Source organism: Shewanella sp. FJAT-51649 (assembly GCF_019457435.1).
GTDB lineage: Bacteria > Pseudomonadota > Gammaproteobacteria > Enterobacterales > Shewanellaceae > Shewanella > Shewanella mangrovisoli.
This window is the reverse complement of the sequence record NZ_CP080411.1, coordinates 4,175,722-4,192,925: the sequence shown is the minus strand read 5'-3', so window position 1 is coordinate 4,192,925 and position 17,204 is coordinate 4,175,722. Positions and strand designations below refer to the sequence as shown.

The window sequence follows — 17,204 nt, the reverse complement described above, 5'->3', positions numbered from 1 at the left end:
CATGCCTCGCTCACGCAACGAACACAAATGCCCTGCGGCAACTCCGAGGGGAGGATGAACTTCTGTAGCCTTGGCGTTGGCTGTTAAGCTCAAAAGAGTTATGCCTGTCCCATCTTTCGTTAATCAATGTGTAAATCAATATCTTATCTATCTTTACTGATTTTTTGGTGATAGGTTTGAAATATTAAAAATTTTATGAACTAGTTAGGGGGAGTTTTTAATGCAAGTCAATGAAGAACAGGGCAATACCGATAACTCCGATTTGGATAATACAGTTTTCGATGCAATAAAGTCGATTAATAGCAATAAGCTAATTAATGAGTGTGACCGTTTTCTTGAATTGTTAAACACCCAATACAACAAGTGTGATGCTGATTCTAGAGAGGTGCACTTTATTGGAACAGTTGATGAATTAGATGAGGACGAGCTTGCGAAAGTGCTCCCTTTTACAAATTACACTTCTGGCTCATTAGTTGGGGAAAGGGTTATATTATTCAGAAGTCCTCTTTTTGTGTCAGTAATTAGAACGAGTAAGATTCCGAATGATCGAAAGATGGGAGATGCTATCAGGTTAATATCTCACGCTGGGATAGATAAAAAGGTTAGTGGTAACCCCAAGTCTTTTCAGTTCACAGGTGAGCAACCTTATTCATCATTTGAAGTATATAGTGTTATTTTTGGTTTTATTTTGCCTAAATCTATAAACTTTAGATTTGCTATTTATTTAAATTTTAAGGAGTTATTTGAAGACCGTGAACTGTTGGAATCTCTAGCTGACAGCCGAGAAAGATTGAAAAAAACTGCTTTTGAATACAAAAAGATTGCTGAAAATAGCGTACGTATCACTAGTGAAGGGGTTAAGGCTCGGGCAAATGAATATAATGAAATAAAAGCATCTATTTCCATTCAACTCGATGAGCGAGCAAGATTGGCCGATTCACTTAACGAGAATATGGTGATTAGGGATAGATTGGAACGTGAAATAGCTACCGCAAACTCGAAGCTTTCTACAATCGAACAAAAACTTAAAAATAGCCAAGAAACCACTGACAACTTTAATCGAGATTTGATCGAGATTAAGAGTGAGTTAGATATTAGTAAAGATGAACTAAAGGGGATTACCTCTAAAATTGAAGTCGAACAAGCTAATTTAGAAAAGCGACAGGCAATGGTTAGAAAGACTCAATCTGAAATGGATTCATATAGTTTAGATATGAATGGATTTTCAAAGGCGTCAAGAATGCATATTTGGTTCTGCTATGCTGTTATGGCAGCTTTGCTAAGTACACTAACTAATATCTTTTTTATGATATACAGCAATGCTAATGACTTGATTAAGTTTATTGATAGCACTTCTAATGAAACATCAACTTTTAGCTATGCAGTTAACAAAACTTCGGTTCTTGACATTTTACTTAGTAGACTTCCTGCGATTACAGCTACAACCCTTATTATAGCTACTCTCTCGACACTGCTGTTCTTTCTAGTGAAGCATATAATAGCTTTGCACACTGATAAAATGAATATGCTAAAAGCTTCTATTCTTACAGAGCAAGTTACATATTCCCTGGACTGTGATGGAATGAAAGATTCAGATATTAAAGAGTTAAAGCGCAAGTCGAAAATTGAACTGCTAGTAAAAATTTTTGGTTTGAATGGTGCTTCTAGTTCAAGTTCAGATGCAATTGATAGCAATAAACAAATTGATTTAATCGCCAAGGTTGTCGAAACTTTAAAGCTAAAAAGTTAACTTGTATTCAACAACTGAGAAAGATCTTGGAAAGATCGGACAGGCATAATTTGAGTAAAGATGAGACATGCATATTTTTCAATAAACCGCAGATAACACAAAAGCTGAAGGAGTTCACCTTCCCCTGCGAAGTTGCCGCGGGGCGTTGGAATAAATTGTGTGAGTCCGGTCATGGATGACCGGCTAGCTTTCGCAGGTGCAGGGACGCATCCTTCGGAAGCGATAGCAATTTATCCATAAGACCAAGGCTAGTACCTAATGCATGTAACTTCGCTAGGGGCGTCTTGGAGCATCCAAGGAGGATAGGACGAGCAGTCTTCCTTGGTCGGGTGTGGGGTGAAGCCCCACGACTTTGACTTTGCTTTGATTTTTCTCAGATTAACATTTCAGAATTGAGTTAAATTGACTCATACAAATAAATCCAAACCCAGTTTGAAAAACAAAAAAGGCGCCTAAGCGCCTTTTCTACATTCTGAGGTTAAGGAAAACTCCATACCTCATCGAAATCTGATTAAACAATCAGATCATACTCTTCCCGTAGGATCTTAATAATATCTGCCTTTGGATTTGCTGGCAGCGGGATTGCCGCGCCAGTCACCTTCTCGGCGATGCCGGTGTAAGTGCGCGACACTTGCATCATCGCCTCTAATGGTAGGGCATTATCACGGGCGAGGGCTTCGCGCTCTGGCATTCTGTCCTTGTTGAGCAGAATATCCGGATCAGGGAAATGATTTAACAGGAACTGACGGAAGCCTTCCTTAGAGTTTTCAAGGATTTTACCATCGCGGTAGGCGGCGCCGTCCCAAATACGGGATGAGTCAGGGGTGCCCACTTCATCCATATAGATCAGTTTTGAGTTGCCGTTTTTATCGGTCACATAGCCAAACTCGAACTTGGTATCTACAAACACTTGGTCAAGGTCAGCTAGAGCCTTTGAAATCACCTTAAAGCCATCTTTTAACAGCTTCTCGTATAGGTCGATATCTTCTACCTTTTCAAAACCAAAGGCTTGATAGTTGGCTTCGATATCGCTGCGGCTGATGTTCACATCGTCCTGTGCGGGCACACCGGGAATCCCAGTTAAGATACCTTTGGTCGAAGGGGTGATCAGTAAATCCGGCAGCTTTTGATCTTTCTCTAAGCCTTCTGGCAGTGTGATACCGCAGAATACGCGCTCGCCCTTAGAGTAGGCGCGCCACATTGAGCCAGTGATGTATTGGCGGCAAATGGCTTCAACCTTGATTGGGCGGGCTTTTTGGACTATCCAAACGAAGGGATGCGGAATATCTAAAATGTGGCTGTCGGCTAAACCGTTTTCGGCAAATAACTTAAACCAATGATTAGAAATGGCATTTAATGCCGCGCCTTTACCAGGGATGCCTTTTAATCCGCCTTCACCGTGGAAGATGCAGTCGAAGGCTGAGATACGGTCGCTAATCACCATAATGGCAAGCGGCGTATCTTCTGGCACATTGTAGCCCTTGGTTTGAATTAAACGGCGGCTGTCGGCGTCGGTTAGCCAGTAAACGCTACGTACCTTGCCGCTATGGACTGGGCTGTCGGTGCGGATGGGTAAATCGTTGTTTACGGCTAATACGGAATCAGCAAGACTCATGACGAGTATTCCTTTGGATAGAGAGTGTAGGGACGAGTTTTTTATTCGTTGCGGTGTGCATAAGCCGTAAATGCTTTGCCACCTTTTTATTATTGACCAATAGCTTATTGCTCAGTGCGCACAAGAGATTGGTGAGGTTAAAACGTAAAGCGAATAGGATATTTTCGGGCGATAGGCTGGAGAGAGAAGGTCGGGATAAGGGGTAAAAATAACACGCAGAGCAAGGTTGGCGCCAGAAGGAATCTGGTCTGTTCAAGCGGGGGAACCCCGTGCCATTTTGCTCGAAAAGGCTAACCATTAATCCGAGAGAACCTTGTTAGACAGCCGCGAAAAGTGGCGCCATTTTACCTTTATTCGCAAAATTTTCCACGGCTATTTATGCACATCTGTGCGGCGTGTCGGTGTAAATTTGGGCAGGGTTCAATGTGGCAGCAGAAAATACTTCCCATAAAACTCGAGCCGAGGAGCAGGGAAGTTGAGTTTAAAGTGTGACTTGCTAAGCCTTAGAATGGCATTAATCCCAATATAGGCATGCAGTTAGCTCAGTAAATCGGGGTAATATAGGTGGTCTGAATAAAGCGAGGGCTAAGCAACTATACCGCGTGGCCTTTTGCGTTAAGGCCCATTTTTTGTGAATTGAAAAACACAGTTTGCCCATCAGCCCTTAGCCTCAGGCTGGGTTGGCACACATAGAGGTAGTCAATGACAGATGTAAAAACGCCGATGATGGCGCGCGCCACTGCCGAGGGGGGGGATTTTTTCTCAAAGCAATTTATCGCCTTAGCCGAGAGCCAAACCCAGTGGCAGGATCTGGAGTTTGAAGAGTGTGAATTCCACTATTGCCAGTTTAGCGACAGCACATTCCGTAACTGCAAGTTTATCGATTGCCGTTTTGTGGGCTGTAATTTGAGCCTGCTCAAGGTGCCCTTAAGCCAATTTAACGGCGTGAGTTTTGAAGAATGTAAGTTGGTGGGCATAGATTGGACCCGCGCCGCTTGGCCGAGATTATCCTTTGCGGCGCCTTTTAGTTTTAGAACCTGCATCTTAAACGACTGCTCTTTTATGGGGCTGCAACTCGATGAAATGGTGCTCGAGGGCTGTAAGGCGCAGGATGTGGATTTCCGTGAGGGCAAGTTTAATCGCGCCAACTTTAGTTACAGCGATTTTCGCTATAGCTTATTCGGCCGCACCGAGTTGATGGAAGCGGATTTCTCCGAGGCGACCGATTACGATATCGATATTTTTAACAATAAAATCAAGGGCGCTAAGTTTAGCCGTGACGAAGCGATTCGTTTACTCAATGGCTTAGAGATCACCCTAGTCGATTAAGTTGCCATTTTACCGAGCTTGTTTTGGTCATTTTTTTAGATTTTTTTAGCCTGTTTTTTATCTCAAAATGTTGGCGAGTGGTTCCCCAAATGGCTCGCCAATTCTATTGATCCTATTCACGAATTTTTAGACCATTTTTAACTTTTAGTTGCCGCAGATCACACTCAACTTGCCTATGTGGTTTACCACAATATCCGCTTACCCCTTTAGGGATAACAATCACTCTGGAACAGCAAAATGCCTGCGTGCCCAAGGTCATTGGTGCAAGTGCATTGGCGTAAATAACTAAAAACCTGTGAGCGAATTTAGCCTTTAACCGCAGCGGTGACAAAAGCCTAAGTTTGCGTGTGCCAAGTGGCGCATTAGGGTGGATGAGTGTGATGGAGGTAACCATGATTGAGCTTAATAGGCGAACCTTTTTAAAGGGCGCAGGGGCCAGCGGTGCAACGTGCGCCTTGGCTAGCTTGTTGCCAGGCAGCTTAGCGGCGTTAGAGAACAAGCAGCTAAAGGGAATGGGCAAAGACATTGCCAGTATCTGTGAGATGTGTTCGACCCGTTGCCCGATTTCGGCGCGGGTGATTGAGGGTAAAAACGTCTTTATCAGCGGTAACAAGGCGGCTAAATCCTTTGGTGGTAAAGTCTGTGCCCGGGGTGGCGCTGGCCATAGTTTACTTTACGATCCACAGCGGATTGTGAAGCCACTTAAACGGGTGGGCGAGCGTGGTGAGGGTAAATGGGCCGAGATCTCTTGGGATGAAGCCTACCAACTGATTGCCGATAATCTCAATAAAATCAAACAGGCTCACGGCCCCGAAGCGGTAGCGTTTTCCTCAAAATCCGGTTCGCAAGAAAAACACTTATTCCATCTCGCTACCGCTTTTGGCAGCCCTAATACCTTTACCCATGCCTCAACTTGCCCCGGTGGTTACGAGATTGCCGCTAAGGCCATGTTTGGTACTAAGGTGAAGCGCGATTTAAGCAACTCCAAATACATCATTAACTTCGGCCATAACCTGTACGAAGGCATCAACATGTCCGAAACCCGCGGCATGATGGCAGCGCAAATGGATAAAGGCGCCAAGCTGGTGGTGTTTGAGCCAAGATTCTCCATCGTCGCCGATAAGGCCGATGAATGGTATGCGATCCGCCCCGGCACCGATGTGGCCGTCGCTTTAGCGCTTTGCCATGTATTGATTGAAGATAATCTCTACGACAAGGCCTTTATCGAGCGTTATGTGGAAGGGTTTGATGCCTTCGCCGCCGAAGTGAAAGCCTACACCCCTGAGTGGGCCGAAACCGTTTCCGATGTGCCCGCCAAAGACATTCGCCGCATCGCTCACGAATATGCGGCCAAGGCGCCCCATGCTGTGGTGGATTTTGGTCACAGAGCCACCTTTACCACTGAAGAGTTTGAAATGCGCCGCGCCTTGTACGCTGCCAATATTTTGATCGGCAATATCGAGCGTAAGGGCGGTATCTACCTAGGTCAAAAGCCTGGCGACTATAACAAGCTGGCGGGAGAAAGCGTGGCGCCCGTATTGGGTAAACCCGGCGTAAAAGATATGCCTAAGCCTGCGGCGAAACGTATCGACCAAGTGGAAGAGCAGTACGCCATGATGTGGTCGTCGGGCGGGATTTACCAAACCATCCTCGATGCGACCTTAAGTGCCGTGCCCTACCAATTACATGGCTGGGTAATGTCCCGTACCAACCCCATGCAAACAATGACCGATAGGGCACGTGTGGTTGAAGCCTTGAAAAAGCTCGACTTTGTTGCCGTGTGCGATGTGTATATAAGTGAAACCGCCGCCTATGCCGACGTGATTTTACCCGAATCGACTTACCTTGAACGCGATGAGGAAATCGCCGACAAGTCGGGTAAAAATCCAGCCTACTATGTGCGCCAACGCGTGGTGGAAACTCTAGGCGACACTAAGCCCTCATGGCAAATCTTTAAGGATATTGGCCTTAAGCTCGGGCTAAGTGAATTTTACCCTTGGGACAACATGGAAACCCTGCAACTGCTGCAGGTGAATCGTGATACCGCACTGCTACGCCGCATTAAGGAAGAAGGTTTTGTTAGCTTCGGTAAGTCCATCATGCTGCGCGAACCTAAGATGGTGGCCGAGTTTACTAAGGCCTACGCCAATGCCAAACCCGTCGATGAAGATGGCACCTACGGCAGTTTACTCAGCTTTAAAACCCCAAGCGGCAAGATTGAATTGACCTCAGCCAAGGTCGAAGCCATGGCACCAGGGCGCGGGGTGATTAAGTTCCGTGAAGTGCATTTGAAGAAAGCCGATGAGCTGTACTTTATCCAAGGCAAGGTTGCCGTGCATACCAATGGTGCGACTCACAATATCCCCATGCTGGCTAACCTGATGTCGGATAACGCCATTTGGGTGCATCCCGTTACGGCGGGCAAGTTAGGCATCAGCAATGGCGACCCAATTCGGTTAACCAGCAGCGTGGGTAGCGAAGAAGGCCACGCCTTAGTCACCCCGGGCATTCGTCCCGATACCGTGTTTGCCTATATGGGCTTTGGCTCTAAAAACAAAGAGTTGGTTAGAGCGACAGGTAAAGGTATCCACTGCGGAAACTTACTGCCCCATCAAACAGCCCCTGTGTGTGGCATGAATATTCATACGACAGGCGTCACGCTGGCAAAACGCTAATTGGAGGCTCAAATGACGAAAAGATATGTGATGGTGCACGATGAGAACAAGTGCATCGGCTGCCAAGCCTGTAACGTGGCCTGCCGCAGTGAAAACGGTGTCCCCGAAGGCGTGACTCGCTTACAAGTGCGTGTTGAGGGGCCTTTCGGCGAGATGCCACACCTGCACTTTAAGTATCACAGGGTGTCGTGTCAGCAGTGTGAAGATGCGCCCTGTGTGAAGGTGTGTCCAACGGGGGCTGCCTATGTGGGCGAGGATGGCATTGTCTCCATCCACGGCGATAAGTGTGTGGGTTGTATGTACTGCGTGGCGGCGTGCCCCTACAAGGTGCGTTTTATGAACCCAGAAACCAAAGTGGCAGACAAGTGTAACTTCTGTAAGGACACGCGTTTGGCCCGGGGTGAAGAGCCCGCCTGTGTGACTGTGTGTCCGACCGATGCCTTAGTCTTTGGCGATGCCAACGATCCACAGAGTGAGGTCGCTATGCTACTCAACACTAAGATCACTTACCAAGATAAGACCCATTTAGGCACCAAGCCTAGGGTATATCGCGTTCCTACCAAAAGAGGGGGGATTTGATTATGAACAATACTTGGGGCGATATGGCGCAATATGATCCCGTCACTTGGCATTGGATCATCGCCGTGTATCTGTTTATGGCGGGTTTATCCGCCGGAAGTTTGCTGATTGGTATCGGTTTGCGTTGGTTTAATAAGGAGCAAGCGCAGGGTGAGACCAGTATTCTCAAGGCCGCCGCCATTATTGGCCCTGTGGCCATTTGCTTAGGCTTGGCATGCTTAGTGTTTGATTTAACGAAGCCTTTCCACTTCTGGCTGATTTTAATCAACTACAACTTCCAGTCTGTAATGGCGATTGGTGTCTTAGCGCTACTGGCTTACTCACCCTTGGCATTTGCCTACGCGATTCTTGTGCTGCGTGGTGAACTGCCAAAGTGGGGCTTAGGTTTCCTCGTGCCTATTGCTAAGCTGCTGATGCCCTTTAGAAAGCTGATTGAAGTGCTGCTGTTTATCCTCGCGATTGGTGTAGGCGCTTACACAGGCTTCTTAATTTCGGCCATGAATGCCTATCCGATGCTGAATACCGCGGTATTGCCGGCGCTGTTTTTAGTCTCTGGTTTATCGGCGGGCGCGGCGGCTAATGCGGTGCTGGCGCTGGTGATGTTCAAGACCGATAGCCACGACAAGACCTTAGCTAAAATGCATGGCTTAGAGCTGCCAGTGATGGCCATCGAAATCATGTTCCTGTTTATGTTGTTCTGCGCCTTGTACTTTAAGGGCGGTGCGGCAGCTGCGGCGCTGGCATCACTCACCTCTGGCGTGTGGGCGAGCGTATTCTGGATTGGCGTGGTCGGGATTGGTTTTGGTATTCCACTGCTGTTTATGCTGTTGCCTGCCGCGACTCGCCATAGCAAGGGCGCGATGATCATGGTGGCCTGCGCCAGCTTAACCGGCGTGTTAGCCCTGAGACACTTTATTGTGTATGCGGGACAAAGTTATCTAAGTTAGTGCTCTGGTTAACGGTAATATCGATGGGATAAGTCACACATCCCCTGCAAGCAAAAAGCACCGATTATCGGTGCTTTTTTATGGCTGTGATTGGCAGCGATTGGAAGGGGGTTATTGCGGTAATTATTGCGGCAATAGCTCAATCACTGATTTCACCGTAAGCACTAAGGCGCTGATAGCGCAGAGGGCTAAGGTTGCCATCTTGGTCTTGTGTTTATCCACATTCCCCACCAGTTTGCCCGCCACTAAATAGCCTAAAAAGACCGAGGGCAGCAGCATCAGGGATAACCATAAATGCTTAACTTCGAGTAGGCCCGTCACCCCAAGAATGACTAGGGCTATGGTCGAGCTGAAGATAAAGAAGGCCGAGAGTGCGGCGCGAAATTTTGAGGCATCCTTACCCGCTAACAAAATCGCCATCGGCGGACCACCAATGGCGGCAATATTACCGAAGATCCCCGATACCACGCCCGCGCCAAACAGAGTCGCTTTATTCACTGGCAGGCTGAATTTATACAGGCTCAGCACCACGGCGACCGCCACAATGCCAGCAATCGCCAGACCAAGAATCGGCTGCGGCGCAAAGAGCAACAGGCTGGCACCGATAAAACCTCCGGGCACTCGACCAATCAGCGCATATTGCAAGCCGTTGAATTCTAAATGGCCGCGCTCACGCAGTAGGGTGAGCAGGGCGATGGAAAAACCCATCACAATCACTGGGGCTGGCACTAATTCGGGGTCGACAATATACAGCAGCGGACTCGCCACCACAGCAAGACCAAAGCCAATCAGACTCTGGGTGAGGGCACCTAAAAACACAATCACAGACGCAATGGCGAGCGTTTGTGGATCTATCAAGGAGAACATAGGATTCCATCAAAAACAAAATAGGGATCGTTACTCTAACCCATCAGGCAAGATGAGTATTAACGATCCCTAATAATTAGTTACGGCAGGATTATGGACGCCTGAGCGTTATTCCATATCTTCCCACTCGATCCCCATTTCGTCCATCAACCGTTTCGCTTCGGCGGGAATGCTGTCTGGGCTATCTTTCGACAGATCGGCATCATTAGGCAGAGGCTGGCCGGTGTAGGCATGCAAAAATGCTTCACACAAGAGTTCGCTATTGGTGGCGTGGCGCAGGTTGTTCACCTGACGACGGGTACGTTCATCCGTGAGGACTTTTAGCACTTTGAGCGGAATAGACACAGTAATTTTCTTTACTTGTTCATTCTTCTTGCCATGTTCAGCATAGGGGCTGATGTATTCCCCATTCCATTCAGTCATTGACTCACCTGTTATAACGCTAAATTCGGGGCAGATTTTAAACCCTTACAGATAACAGTCAAATTATTGCTACTATTTCTTAGTGATTGCAAACAGATTTCTTTATGTTTAGACGTCTAAACGTCTTAACGCCTATTGACGATGCCACTGGGCTTAGGTACATTTAGACGTCCAGACATCTCTTTGCGAACTTAGGAGTTCCCGATGACCGCAGGCAAATTAGTGACCGAACGTCAATTAGCCACATTAGCAGTGCGTCAGGGTATCGAAAGCGATACTCAGTATGGCGCTGTGGTGCCGCCAATTTACCTGTCGACGAATTACGCCTTCGATGGTCATAAAAATCCTCGCGAATTTGATTACAGCCGTTCCGGCAATCCTACCCGCAGCATCTTAGGTGATGCCCTAGCTAAGCTGGAAAAGGGCGCAACTGGTGTGGTGACTTGCACAGGCATGGCGGCCATTACCTTAGTGACTACGTTGCTCGGCCCCGATGATTTATTGGTGGTGCCCCACGATTGCTACGGCGGTTCTTACCGTTTATTCACTAACTTGGCTAAAAAGGGCCAATTTAAACTGCTGGTGGTCGATCAAACCGACGCCCAAGCGCTTGAGCAAGCCATCGCCCAGCAACCTAAGATGGTGTGGATTGAAACCCCTTCTAATCCTCTGCTGCGAGTCGTCGATATCGAAGCTATCGCGAAGGCGAGCCACGCCGTGGGCGCTTTAGTTGTGGTGGACAACACTTTCCTCTCGCCAATTTTGCAGCAACCACTATTACTGGGTGCCGATATCGTTATCCACTCCACCACTAAGTACATCAATGGTCACAGCGATGTGGTGGGAGGCGCAGTGATCGCCAAAGATCCTCAACTCGGTGAGACCTTACATTGGTGGTCGAACACCTTAGGCTTAACGGGGTCAGCTTTCGATAGTTATCAAACCCTGCGTGGTCTGCGTACCTTAGCCGTGCGTATTCGTGAGCACCAAAGCAATGCCCAGCGTATTGTGGACGTGCTGACGAGCAGCCCTGTGGTGAGCAAAGTGTATTACCCAGGCCTTGCGGATCACCCCGGCCATGCCATTGCTGCCAAGCAACAAAAAGGCTTTGGCGCTATGCTGAGTTTTGAGCTTAAGGGCGGCGAGGCCGAAGTGGTCGCCTTTTTAGATGCCTTAAGTTTATTCAGCGTGGCCGAGAGCTTAGGTGGCGTTGAGAGTCTTGTGGCCGTGCCCGCGACTATGACCCACAGGGCGATGGAGCCCCAAGCGCGTTATGAAGCTGGCATTAAAGACACCCTATTACGTTTGTCGGTTGGTATTGAAGATGCCGACGACTTAGTTGCAGATATTCAAGCAGGATTGGCCGCCGTCGCGGCTTGTCAGTAGAGGAATTCGAGATGGCACGTTGTCACTTACATAAATTTGGTGGTTCCAGCTTAGCCGATGCCGATTGTTATCGCCGAGTCGCCCATATTCTGTTAACCCATGGTCATAGTGATGATCTGGTGGTGGTGTCTGCCGCGGGTAAAACCACTAACTTTTTATATAAATTATTGTCCCTGCGCGATAGCAACCAATTATGGCAGGAAGAGTTACAAGTCCTTATCAGCTATCAGCAAGGCTTGATTGAGCAGCTGTTATCCAATGAGCAAGCGCGGGATCTGCGTGAGCGTTTAACCACGGATAAGGCCCAGTTAATCAGTCTATTATCTTTAGATTCCCGTAACGATTACCAAATTAGCCATGTAGTGAGCTTTGGTGAACGTTGGTCGGCGCGCTTAATGGCGGCGCTGCTGCGTGAATCGGGTGTAGCAGCAAGCCACGTGGATGCCTGTTCGATTCTCGTGGCCGACGAGGCCGCCGTACCGCAAATTCGTGTGCAAGAATCCCGTACCAAAGTGCAAACCTTACTGGCCGCGCATCCTAACGAGCGTTTAGTGATCACTGGTTTTATCTGCGCCAACGAGCGTGGCGATACCTTGCTATTGGGTCGCAATGGCTCTGACTTTAGCGCCAGCCTAATTGCCAGCCTTGCCGACATTGAACGTGTGACCATTTGGACCGACGTTGAAGGGGTCTTTAACGCCGATCCGAATAAGATCAACGATGCGAAATTACTCAAGAGCATGTCCCTCGCCGAAGCCGACCGCTTGGCGCGTTTAGGCTCGCCAGTATTACATTCACGCACCTTGCAGCCGCTGTTTAACACTGAGGTGAGCCTGGCCGTGCGCTCAAGCTACGCCTCCCATACCGACTTTACCCTGATAGCGCCGCACAGTTCCTCGGCGAGTGCGCCCGTGGTGACTAACCTGAATGCCGTGGTGTTATTTGGCTTTAAGATCGCGGGCGATGTGGCCAGTCTGCTTGAGCAATTAGTCGAGGCAGGGTTAACGCCACTGGCCCATTGGGTATCGGCGCATCAACGACTCGAACTTGCCTATACCGCTGAAAACCAAAAACAAGTACAAAAGTTATTGGATGCACAGGCCGAAGCCCTCGGCATTAAAGATCTGCAAATTAATACCGAACTCGGTTTAGTGGCGCTTGTGAGTGCCGACGCCGAGCATTATCGCCGCAGTTTTGCCCGTTTACTGAGCCGCGACGCTAAGCCCTTGTTCAGTGGTGACTTAAGTCTGGTGACCTTAGTGCCACAGTCGCAGGTTAATCTGCTGACGCAAAAAGTGCATCGCCGCTGCGCTGGTCCACGTAAACGCATTGGCGTATTGCTGCTGGGCGTAGGCAATATTGGCGAGGCGTGGGTGAAGCTGTTTAAGTCAGTTTCTCCCTCGTTAAATCAAGAGCTTGAAGCGCGTGTCGAACTCGTCGGTTTAGTGAGTTCCAGCAAAGCCCTGATCAAATCAACGGCTGTGGATTTGGAAAACTGGCAACAGGAATTCGATGCCGAGGCAACACCTTGGCAATATGAACACTTATTCGAACAATTAGAACAACTTAACTGCGACGAACTGATTGCATTAGACATCAGTGCCAGCGCCAGTTTAACCCTACAATACCCAGAGTTTTTCGAGCGCGGCATCCATATGGTCAGCGCGAACAAGCTAGCGGGTTCTGGCCCGCTGCCGTTCTACCGTGAGCTGAAGGAACAACTCGGTTATCGCCGTCTATTCTGGCGTTATAACGCCAGCTGCGGCGCGGGTTTACCTATTCAACACGCCTTAAACGATCTGCGTAATAGTGGCGATACGGTTGAGGCCGTCGGTGGGATTTTCTCTGGCACCCTGTGTTGGTTATTCGAGAAATACGATACCAGCAAACCCTTCTCGGAATTAGTGGTTGAAGCGCGTGGTTTAGGCATTACCGAACCCGATCCCCGCGACGATCTTTCGGGCCGCGATATGCAGCGCAAGCTGCTGATTTTAGCCCGTGAAATCGGTCTGGAAATCGAGCTTGAGGATATTGAGCTGCGCTCCTTAGTGCCAGCCCATTTAGCGGATATTCCACTGGAGCAATTCCTTGCCCGTATCGGTGAGCTAGATGATGAATTGCAGCAACAATATGGCGCGGCGGCCGAGCAAAACAAGGTACTGAGATATGTCGCCTCCTTGGACAATAGCGGTGCGGCACTAAAAGCCGAGGTGGGATTACAGTGGATTGATGCGAATCATCCCTACGCTAACCTGACGCCTGGGGACAATGTGTTTGTGATCCGCTCAGCTTTCTACCAAGGTAATCCGCTGATTATCCGTGGACCGGGTGCGGGCCGTGAGGTAACTGCCGCGGCGGTGCAATCGGATCTGACCCAGATCTGTCGCGATCTTCTGCAAGAATAGTGATAAATCCAGACACTTGAAGAACTTAAACCCCGTATCTTCAAGTTGATTTGGCCTATATTCATAGACTTAAAGGACTCATTCGAGTCCTTTTTTGTTGGCTAAAATTAGGTCTAGGATCTAAGTGGCAAACAAGGGATAAGAAAATGCCGATAAGGGGGATTTTTTGGCTTGACTTAACCGTCAGTTTCTCTAGTATATGGACATATAGACGTCCAAACGTCCATACGGATTAAACTACTGCATCAATAAGTCGTACCAGCGCGATGGAGCGTCGCACTCGGGCGGTTGAGGAAATACACATGGCTTTTCATCACGCACAACATTCACATTCGCTAAACCAAAGTTTGTCTGAACTTAATGGCGATATTAATGTTTCTTTTGAGTTTTTCCCGCCATCAACCCCCGAAATGGAACAGATCCTGTGGAACTCTATTCGCCGTTTAGAGCCGCTGAATCCTAAGTTTGTTTCAGTGACCTATGGTGCAAACTCGGGCGTGCGTGACCGCACCCATGGCGTGATTGAACGTATTCAAAAAGAAACCAATCTGGTTGCCGCACCGCATTTAACCTTAGTGGATGCCAGCGACGAAGAATTGTTAGATCTGGCGAAGCATTACTGGAAATCGGGGATCCGCGACATAGTGGCTCTGCGTGGCGATTTGCCTGCGGGCAGCCCAAAACCAACTCGCTTTGCGGCGGATTTAGTGCGCTTACTGCGCTCAGTGGCCGACTTTGATATTTCGGTCGCCGCTTACCCAGAAGTGCATCCAGATGCGGCTAATGCTCAGGCCGATTTGATTAACCTCAAGCGTAAAATCGATGCCGGTGCGAGCCGTGCTATTACCCAGTTTTTCTTCGATGTTGAATCTTACCTGCGTTTTCGCGACCGCTGCGTTGCGGCGGGAATTGATGTCGAAATCGTCCCCGGCATTTTGCCTGTGACCAACTTTACCCAGTTAAAACGTTTCGCGGGCATGACCAATGTTAGCCTGCCGAGCTGGTTGCATAAGCAGTTCGATGGCCTTGAAAATGATGCTGGAACCCGTCAGCTGGTGGGCGCTAACGTGGCGATCGATATGGTCAAAGTGTTATCCCGTGAAGGTGTTAAAGATTTCCACTTCTACACCCTCAACCGCGCCGAGCTGACCTATGCGATTTGCCATACCTTAGGGGTTCGCCCAAAGGCGGTATAACGCAGTCAACATCCATAAAAAACGCCGCTATTTAGCGGCGTTTTGTTTTTGGCTAATTCCTAAATCCTAAATCTTAAATTGGGAGAGCAGAGTCGTTAAGCGCATTGAAAGCTGCGCCAGTTCATCACCCGCCCGTGCGGTTTGCACGGCACTCTCGGTCGCGTTGGTCGCAATATCATTAATATTATTGACGTTTTTATTAATTTCCGCCGAAACGGCGCACTGCTCATTGGCGGCACTGGCGATTTGAATGTTCATTTGGCTGATGGTAGATACCGCTTGGGTAATGGCCTCGAGGGCAGAACCCGCCTCATGCACCAGTGATACGCAGCTCTGTGTAGTGGTCGTGCTGGTATTCATGCTACTGACCGTGGCCTTGGCACTCTGTTGCAACGTTTCTATCATCTGCTGAATTTCTGTGGTGGAAGCCTGAGTACGGCTGGCGAGTGTGCGTACCTCATCCGCCACCACGGCAAAACCACGGCCTTGTTCTCCGGCACGGGCGGCCTCAATCGCCGCATTGAGGGCGAGTAAGTTGGTTTGATCGGCAATATTGCGGATAACGACTAATACCGAATCAATTTGCGTGGTATTGCGCTCTAGCTCGTTAATGGCATTGGCGGCCTGGGCAATTTCATTGGCGAGCAAGCTAATGGTCGATATGACTTTTTCGACCAATAGTTTGCCCTGCTCGGTAGACTCGCTGGCATGGGTTGCAGCATCGGCGGCGTCGGTGGCATTGTGGGCGACCTCTTGCACTGTTGCCGCCATTTCGTTCATTGCGGTGGCAACCTGTTCGGTTTCGAGGTGTTGCCGATTCGCCATTTGCTGGGTTTCATGGGTGATGGCGGACATTTCTTCGGCCGATGTCGCGAGCAAGCTGGTCGAGTCTGATACTTGGGCCACAGTGGCGTGGATTTTCTCTGCGAACCGGTTAAAGGCCTGGGCAAGTTGGGCCATTTCATCCTTGCTCTTCACTTCGATACGACGGGTTAAATCGCCTTCACCTTCGGCAATATCATTGAGTGCGTCAGTGGTTTCGGCAATAGGGCGGGTAATACTCTTAGCGATAAACCACGCGATTGCTGTACCGATTAAGAAGGCTATGACTCCTATCATGATGAGTTTTAAACGAATATCGGACATTGCTTGCTCTGAATGGCTTCTGTCGAGCGCAATATCTAATACCCCGAAGGTTTTACCCGAATAGTCCTTCATTCCATGGCGATAGAGCGCAAAGCTCTTGCCATTTAAATCTATGGTGCGGATCACTTCGTCGCCTTGCATAACGCTCTTAAGTTCGCTGGCGGCGCTGGTGTCTGTGGTAAACGTGCCACCGAAGGGGACAAAGCCGCCATCTTTTGGAAGCAGAAGACTGATCTCGGCCTGATAAGCATTTTTAAAATGATCGAAGAAGGTTTGGCCAAAGGACATGCCAAATTCCACCGAGCCCGTATGCTGCCCTTGGTAATTCATCGGCACTAGCCCGCGGATCCCTAAGCCTTCCACGCCATATTCTAAGCCGCTAAGTGGTTGTTTTTGCGTGTTAGTTTCGACAATGGTTTTACGGATCGCTGTGAGGTCGTCACCATATTTCTCAGGGCGGTGCAGGCGTAAAAACGACGTGGCAGGCGGGGTGTGGAACTGAAACTGCTGCACGGCAAAATCTTGTTTCAGACGGGTAAATAGCGGCAATGTGCGTTGCAGTAATTCATCACGGTCGCGTGCGGCAAAGCTGCTTTGGATCTCGGGGGTTAAGGAGATTAATGTCGCCATCGCCTGCGCCCTTTGTCCCGATGAGGCGATATTGGCGACTGCGGTTTCGTACAGTTTGTGCAGTTCTCGCTGCTCGGACTCGCGAATTTGGCGACTGAATTCCGATAGCACCAGCGGCATGATAAAGCTCATCACCGCAAATAGTAGTAGGCTGATCCCTAACACTATCCTAGTGCTAATGTTTAAATTCTTCACAGTTAACCTCCAAATATCCGTATGCCTGCCTAATTATCTTTTTGAATATTATAGAGATACT

At 48.7% G+C, this 17,204-nt stretch carries 12 protein-coding genes; 8 read left to right on the top strand and 4 right to left on the bottom strand.

Features of this window, described 5'->3' with window-relative positions; genetic code table 11:
- Window positions 1–220: 220 nt before the first annotated feature.
- Window positions 221–1,750 carry a hypothetical protein gene (locus K0H59_RS18320; protein ID WP_220053964.1) on the top strand — a complete coding sequence of 510 codons (1,530 nt, stop codon included), beginning with the start codon at window positions 221–223 and terminating at the stop codon, window positions 1,748–1,750.
- A gap of 511 nt (window positions 1,751–2,261) precedes the next feature.
- On the opposite strand, the gene K0H59_RS18315 is transcribed toward K0H59_RS18320, so the two are convergent.
- A complete protein-coding gene (locus K0H59_RS18315) occupies window positions 2,262–3,365 on the bottom strand; it encodes a phosphoribosylaminoimidazolesuccinocarboxamide synthase (RefSeq protein ID WP_023267761.1) in 1,104 nt (367 codons plus the stop codon).
- Between the two features lie 702 nt (window positions 3,366–4,067).
- Here K0H59_RS18315 and K0H59_RS18310 point away from each other — a divergent pair.
- From K0H59_RS18310 to nrfD, 4 genes are all read left to right on the top strand, one after another.
- A complete protein-coding gene (locus K0H59_RS18310; RefSeq protein WP_220053963.1) occupies window positions 4,068–4,694 on the top strand; it encodes a pentapeptide repeat-containing protein in 627 nt (208 codons plus the stop codon).
- Between the two features lie 392 nt (window positions 4,695–5,086).
- Window positions 5,087–7,369, top strand: coding sequence for a thiosulfate reductase PhsA (gene phsA / locus K0H59_RS18305; RefSeq protein WP_220053962.1), 2,283 nt, complete (start codon window positions 5,087–5,089; stop codon window positions 7,367–7,369).
- Window positions 7,370–7,381: 12 nt separating this feature from the next.
- Window positions 7,382–7,948, top strand: coding sequence for a 4Fe-4S dicluster domain-containing protein (locus tag K0H59_RS18300; protein WP_088210069.1), 567 nt, complete (start codon window positions 7,382–7,384; stop codon window positions 7,946–7,948).
- 2 nt (window positions 7,949–7,950) lie between these two features.
- A complete protein-coding gene (nrfD, locus tag K0H59_RS18295) occupies window positions 7,951–8,895 on the top strand; it encodes an NrfD/PsrC family molybdoenzyme membrane anchor subunit (RefSeq protein ID WP_220053961.1) in 945 nt (314 codons plus the stop codon).
- A 123-nt stretch (window positions 8,896–9,018) separates the two neighbouring features.
- Here the strand turns inward: nrfD and K0H59_RS18290 are convergent, their stop codons facing one another.
- Both K0H59_RS18290 and metJ read right to left on the bottom strand, forming a co-directional pair.
- Window positions 9,019–9,762 carry a sulfite exporter TauE/SafE family protein gene (locus K0H59_RS18290; protein WP_220053960.1) on the bottom strand — a complete coding sequence of 248 codons (744 nt, stop codon included), beginning with the start codon at window positions 9,760–9,762 and terminating at the stop codon, window positions 9,019–9,021.
- 108 nt (window positions 9,763–9,870) lie between these two features.
- Window positions 9,871–10,185, bottom strand: a complete 315-nt coding sequence (metJ, locus tag K0H59_RS18285) for a met regulon transcriptional regulator MetJ (protein WP_011718393.1) — start codon at window positions 10,183–10,185, stop codon at window positions 9,871–9,873.
- A gap of 222 nt (window positions 10,186–10,407) precedes the next feature.
- On the opposite strand from metJ, the gene metB reads away from it, so the two are divergent.
- From metB to metF, 3 genes are all read left to right on the top strand, one after another.
- Window positions 10,408–11,571 (top strand): cystathionine gamma-synthase, encoded by a 1,164-nt coding sequence (metB, locus tag K0H59_RS18280; RefSeq protein ID WP_220055636.1) that lies wholly within the window; start codon window positions 10,408–10,410, stop codon window positions 11,569–11,571.
- Between the two features lie 11 nt (window positions 11,572–11,582).
- The gene (locus tag K0H59_RS18275; RefSeq protein ID WP_220053959.1) at window positions 11,583–13,976 is read left to right on the top strand and encodes a bifunctional aspartate kinase/homoserine dehydrogenase II; all 2,394 of its coding nucleotides are present in this window, start codon (window positions 11,583–11,585) and stop codon (window positions 13,974–13,976) included.
- A gap of 302 nt (window positions 13,977–14,278) precedes the next feature.
- Window positions 14,279–15,172 carry a methylenetetrahydrofolate reductase gene (gene metF / locus K0H59_RS18270; protein WP_011624168.1) on the top strand — a complete coding sequence of 298 codons (894 nt, stop codon included), beginning with the start codon at window positions 14,279–14,281 and terminating at the stop codon, window positions 15,170–15,172.
- A gap of 66 nt (window positions 15,173–15,238) precedes the next feature.
- Here the strand turns inward: metF and K0H59_RS18265 are convergent, their stop codons facing one another.
- Window positions 15,239–17,143, bottom strand: coding sequence for a methyl-accepting chemotaxis protein (locus K0H59_RS18265; RefSeq protein WP_220053958.1), 1,905 nt, complete (start codon window positions 17,141–17,143; stop codon window positions 15,239–15,241).
- Between the last annotated feature and the right edge of the window lie 61 nt (window positions 17,144–17,204).

Coding starts and splice junctions, on each gene's coding strand:
- K0H59_RS18275 (WP_220053959.1), top strand. CDS start 11,583: ATGGCACGTTGTCACTTACATAAATTTGGTGGTTCCAGCTTAGCCGAT.
- K0H59_RS18320 (WP_220053964.1), top strand. CDS start 221: ATGCAAGTCAATGAAGAACAGGGCAATACCGATAACTCCGATTTGGAT.
- K0H59_RS18310 (WP_220053963.1), top strand. CDS start 4,068: ATGACAGATGTAAAAACGCCGATGATGGCGCGCGCCACTGCCGAGGGG.
- phsA (WP_220053962.1), top strand. CDS start 5,087: ATGATTGAGCTTAATAGGCGAACCTTTTTAAAGGGCGCAGGGGCCAGC.
- metJ (WP_011718393.1), bottom strand. CDS start 10,185: ATGACTGAATGGAATGGGGAATACATCAGCCCCTATGCTGAACATGGC.
- metF (WP_011624168.1), top strand. CDS start 14,279: ATGGCTTTTCATCACGCACAACATTCACATTCGCTAAACCAAAGTTTG.
- nrfD (WP_220053961.1), top strand. CDS start 7,951: ATGAACAATACTTGGGGCGATATGGCGCAATATGATCCCGTCACTTGG.
- K0H59_RS18315 (WP_023267761.1), bottom strand. CDS start 3,365: ATGAGTCTTGCTGATTCCGTATTAGCCGTAAACAACGATTTACCCATC.
- K0H59_RS18300 (WP_088210069.1), top strand. CDS start 7,382: ATGACGAAAAGATATGTGATGGTGCACGATGAGAACAAGTGCATCGGC.
- K0H59_RS18290 (WP_220053960.1), bottom strand. CDS start 9,762: ATGTTCTCCTTGATAGATCCACAAACGCTCGCCATTGCGTCTGTGATT.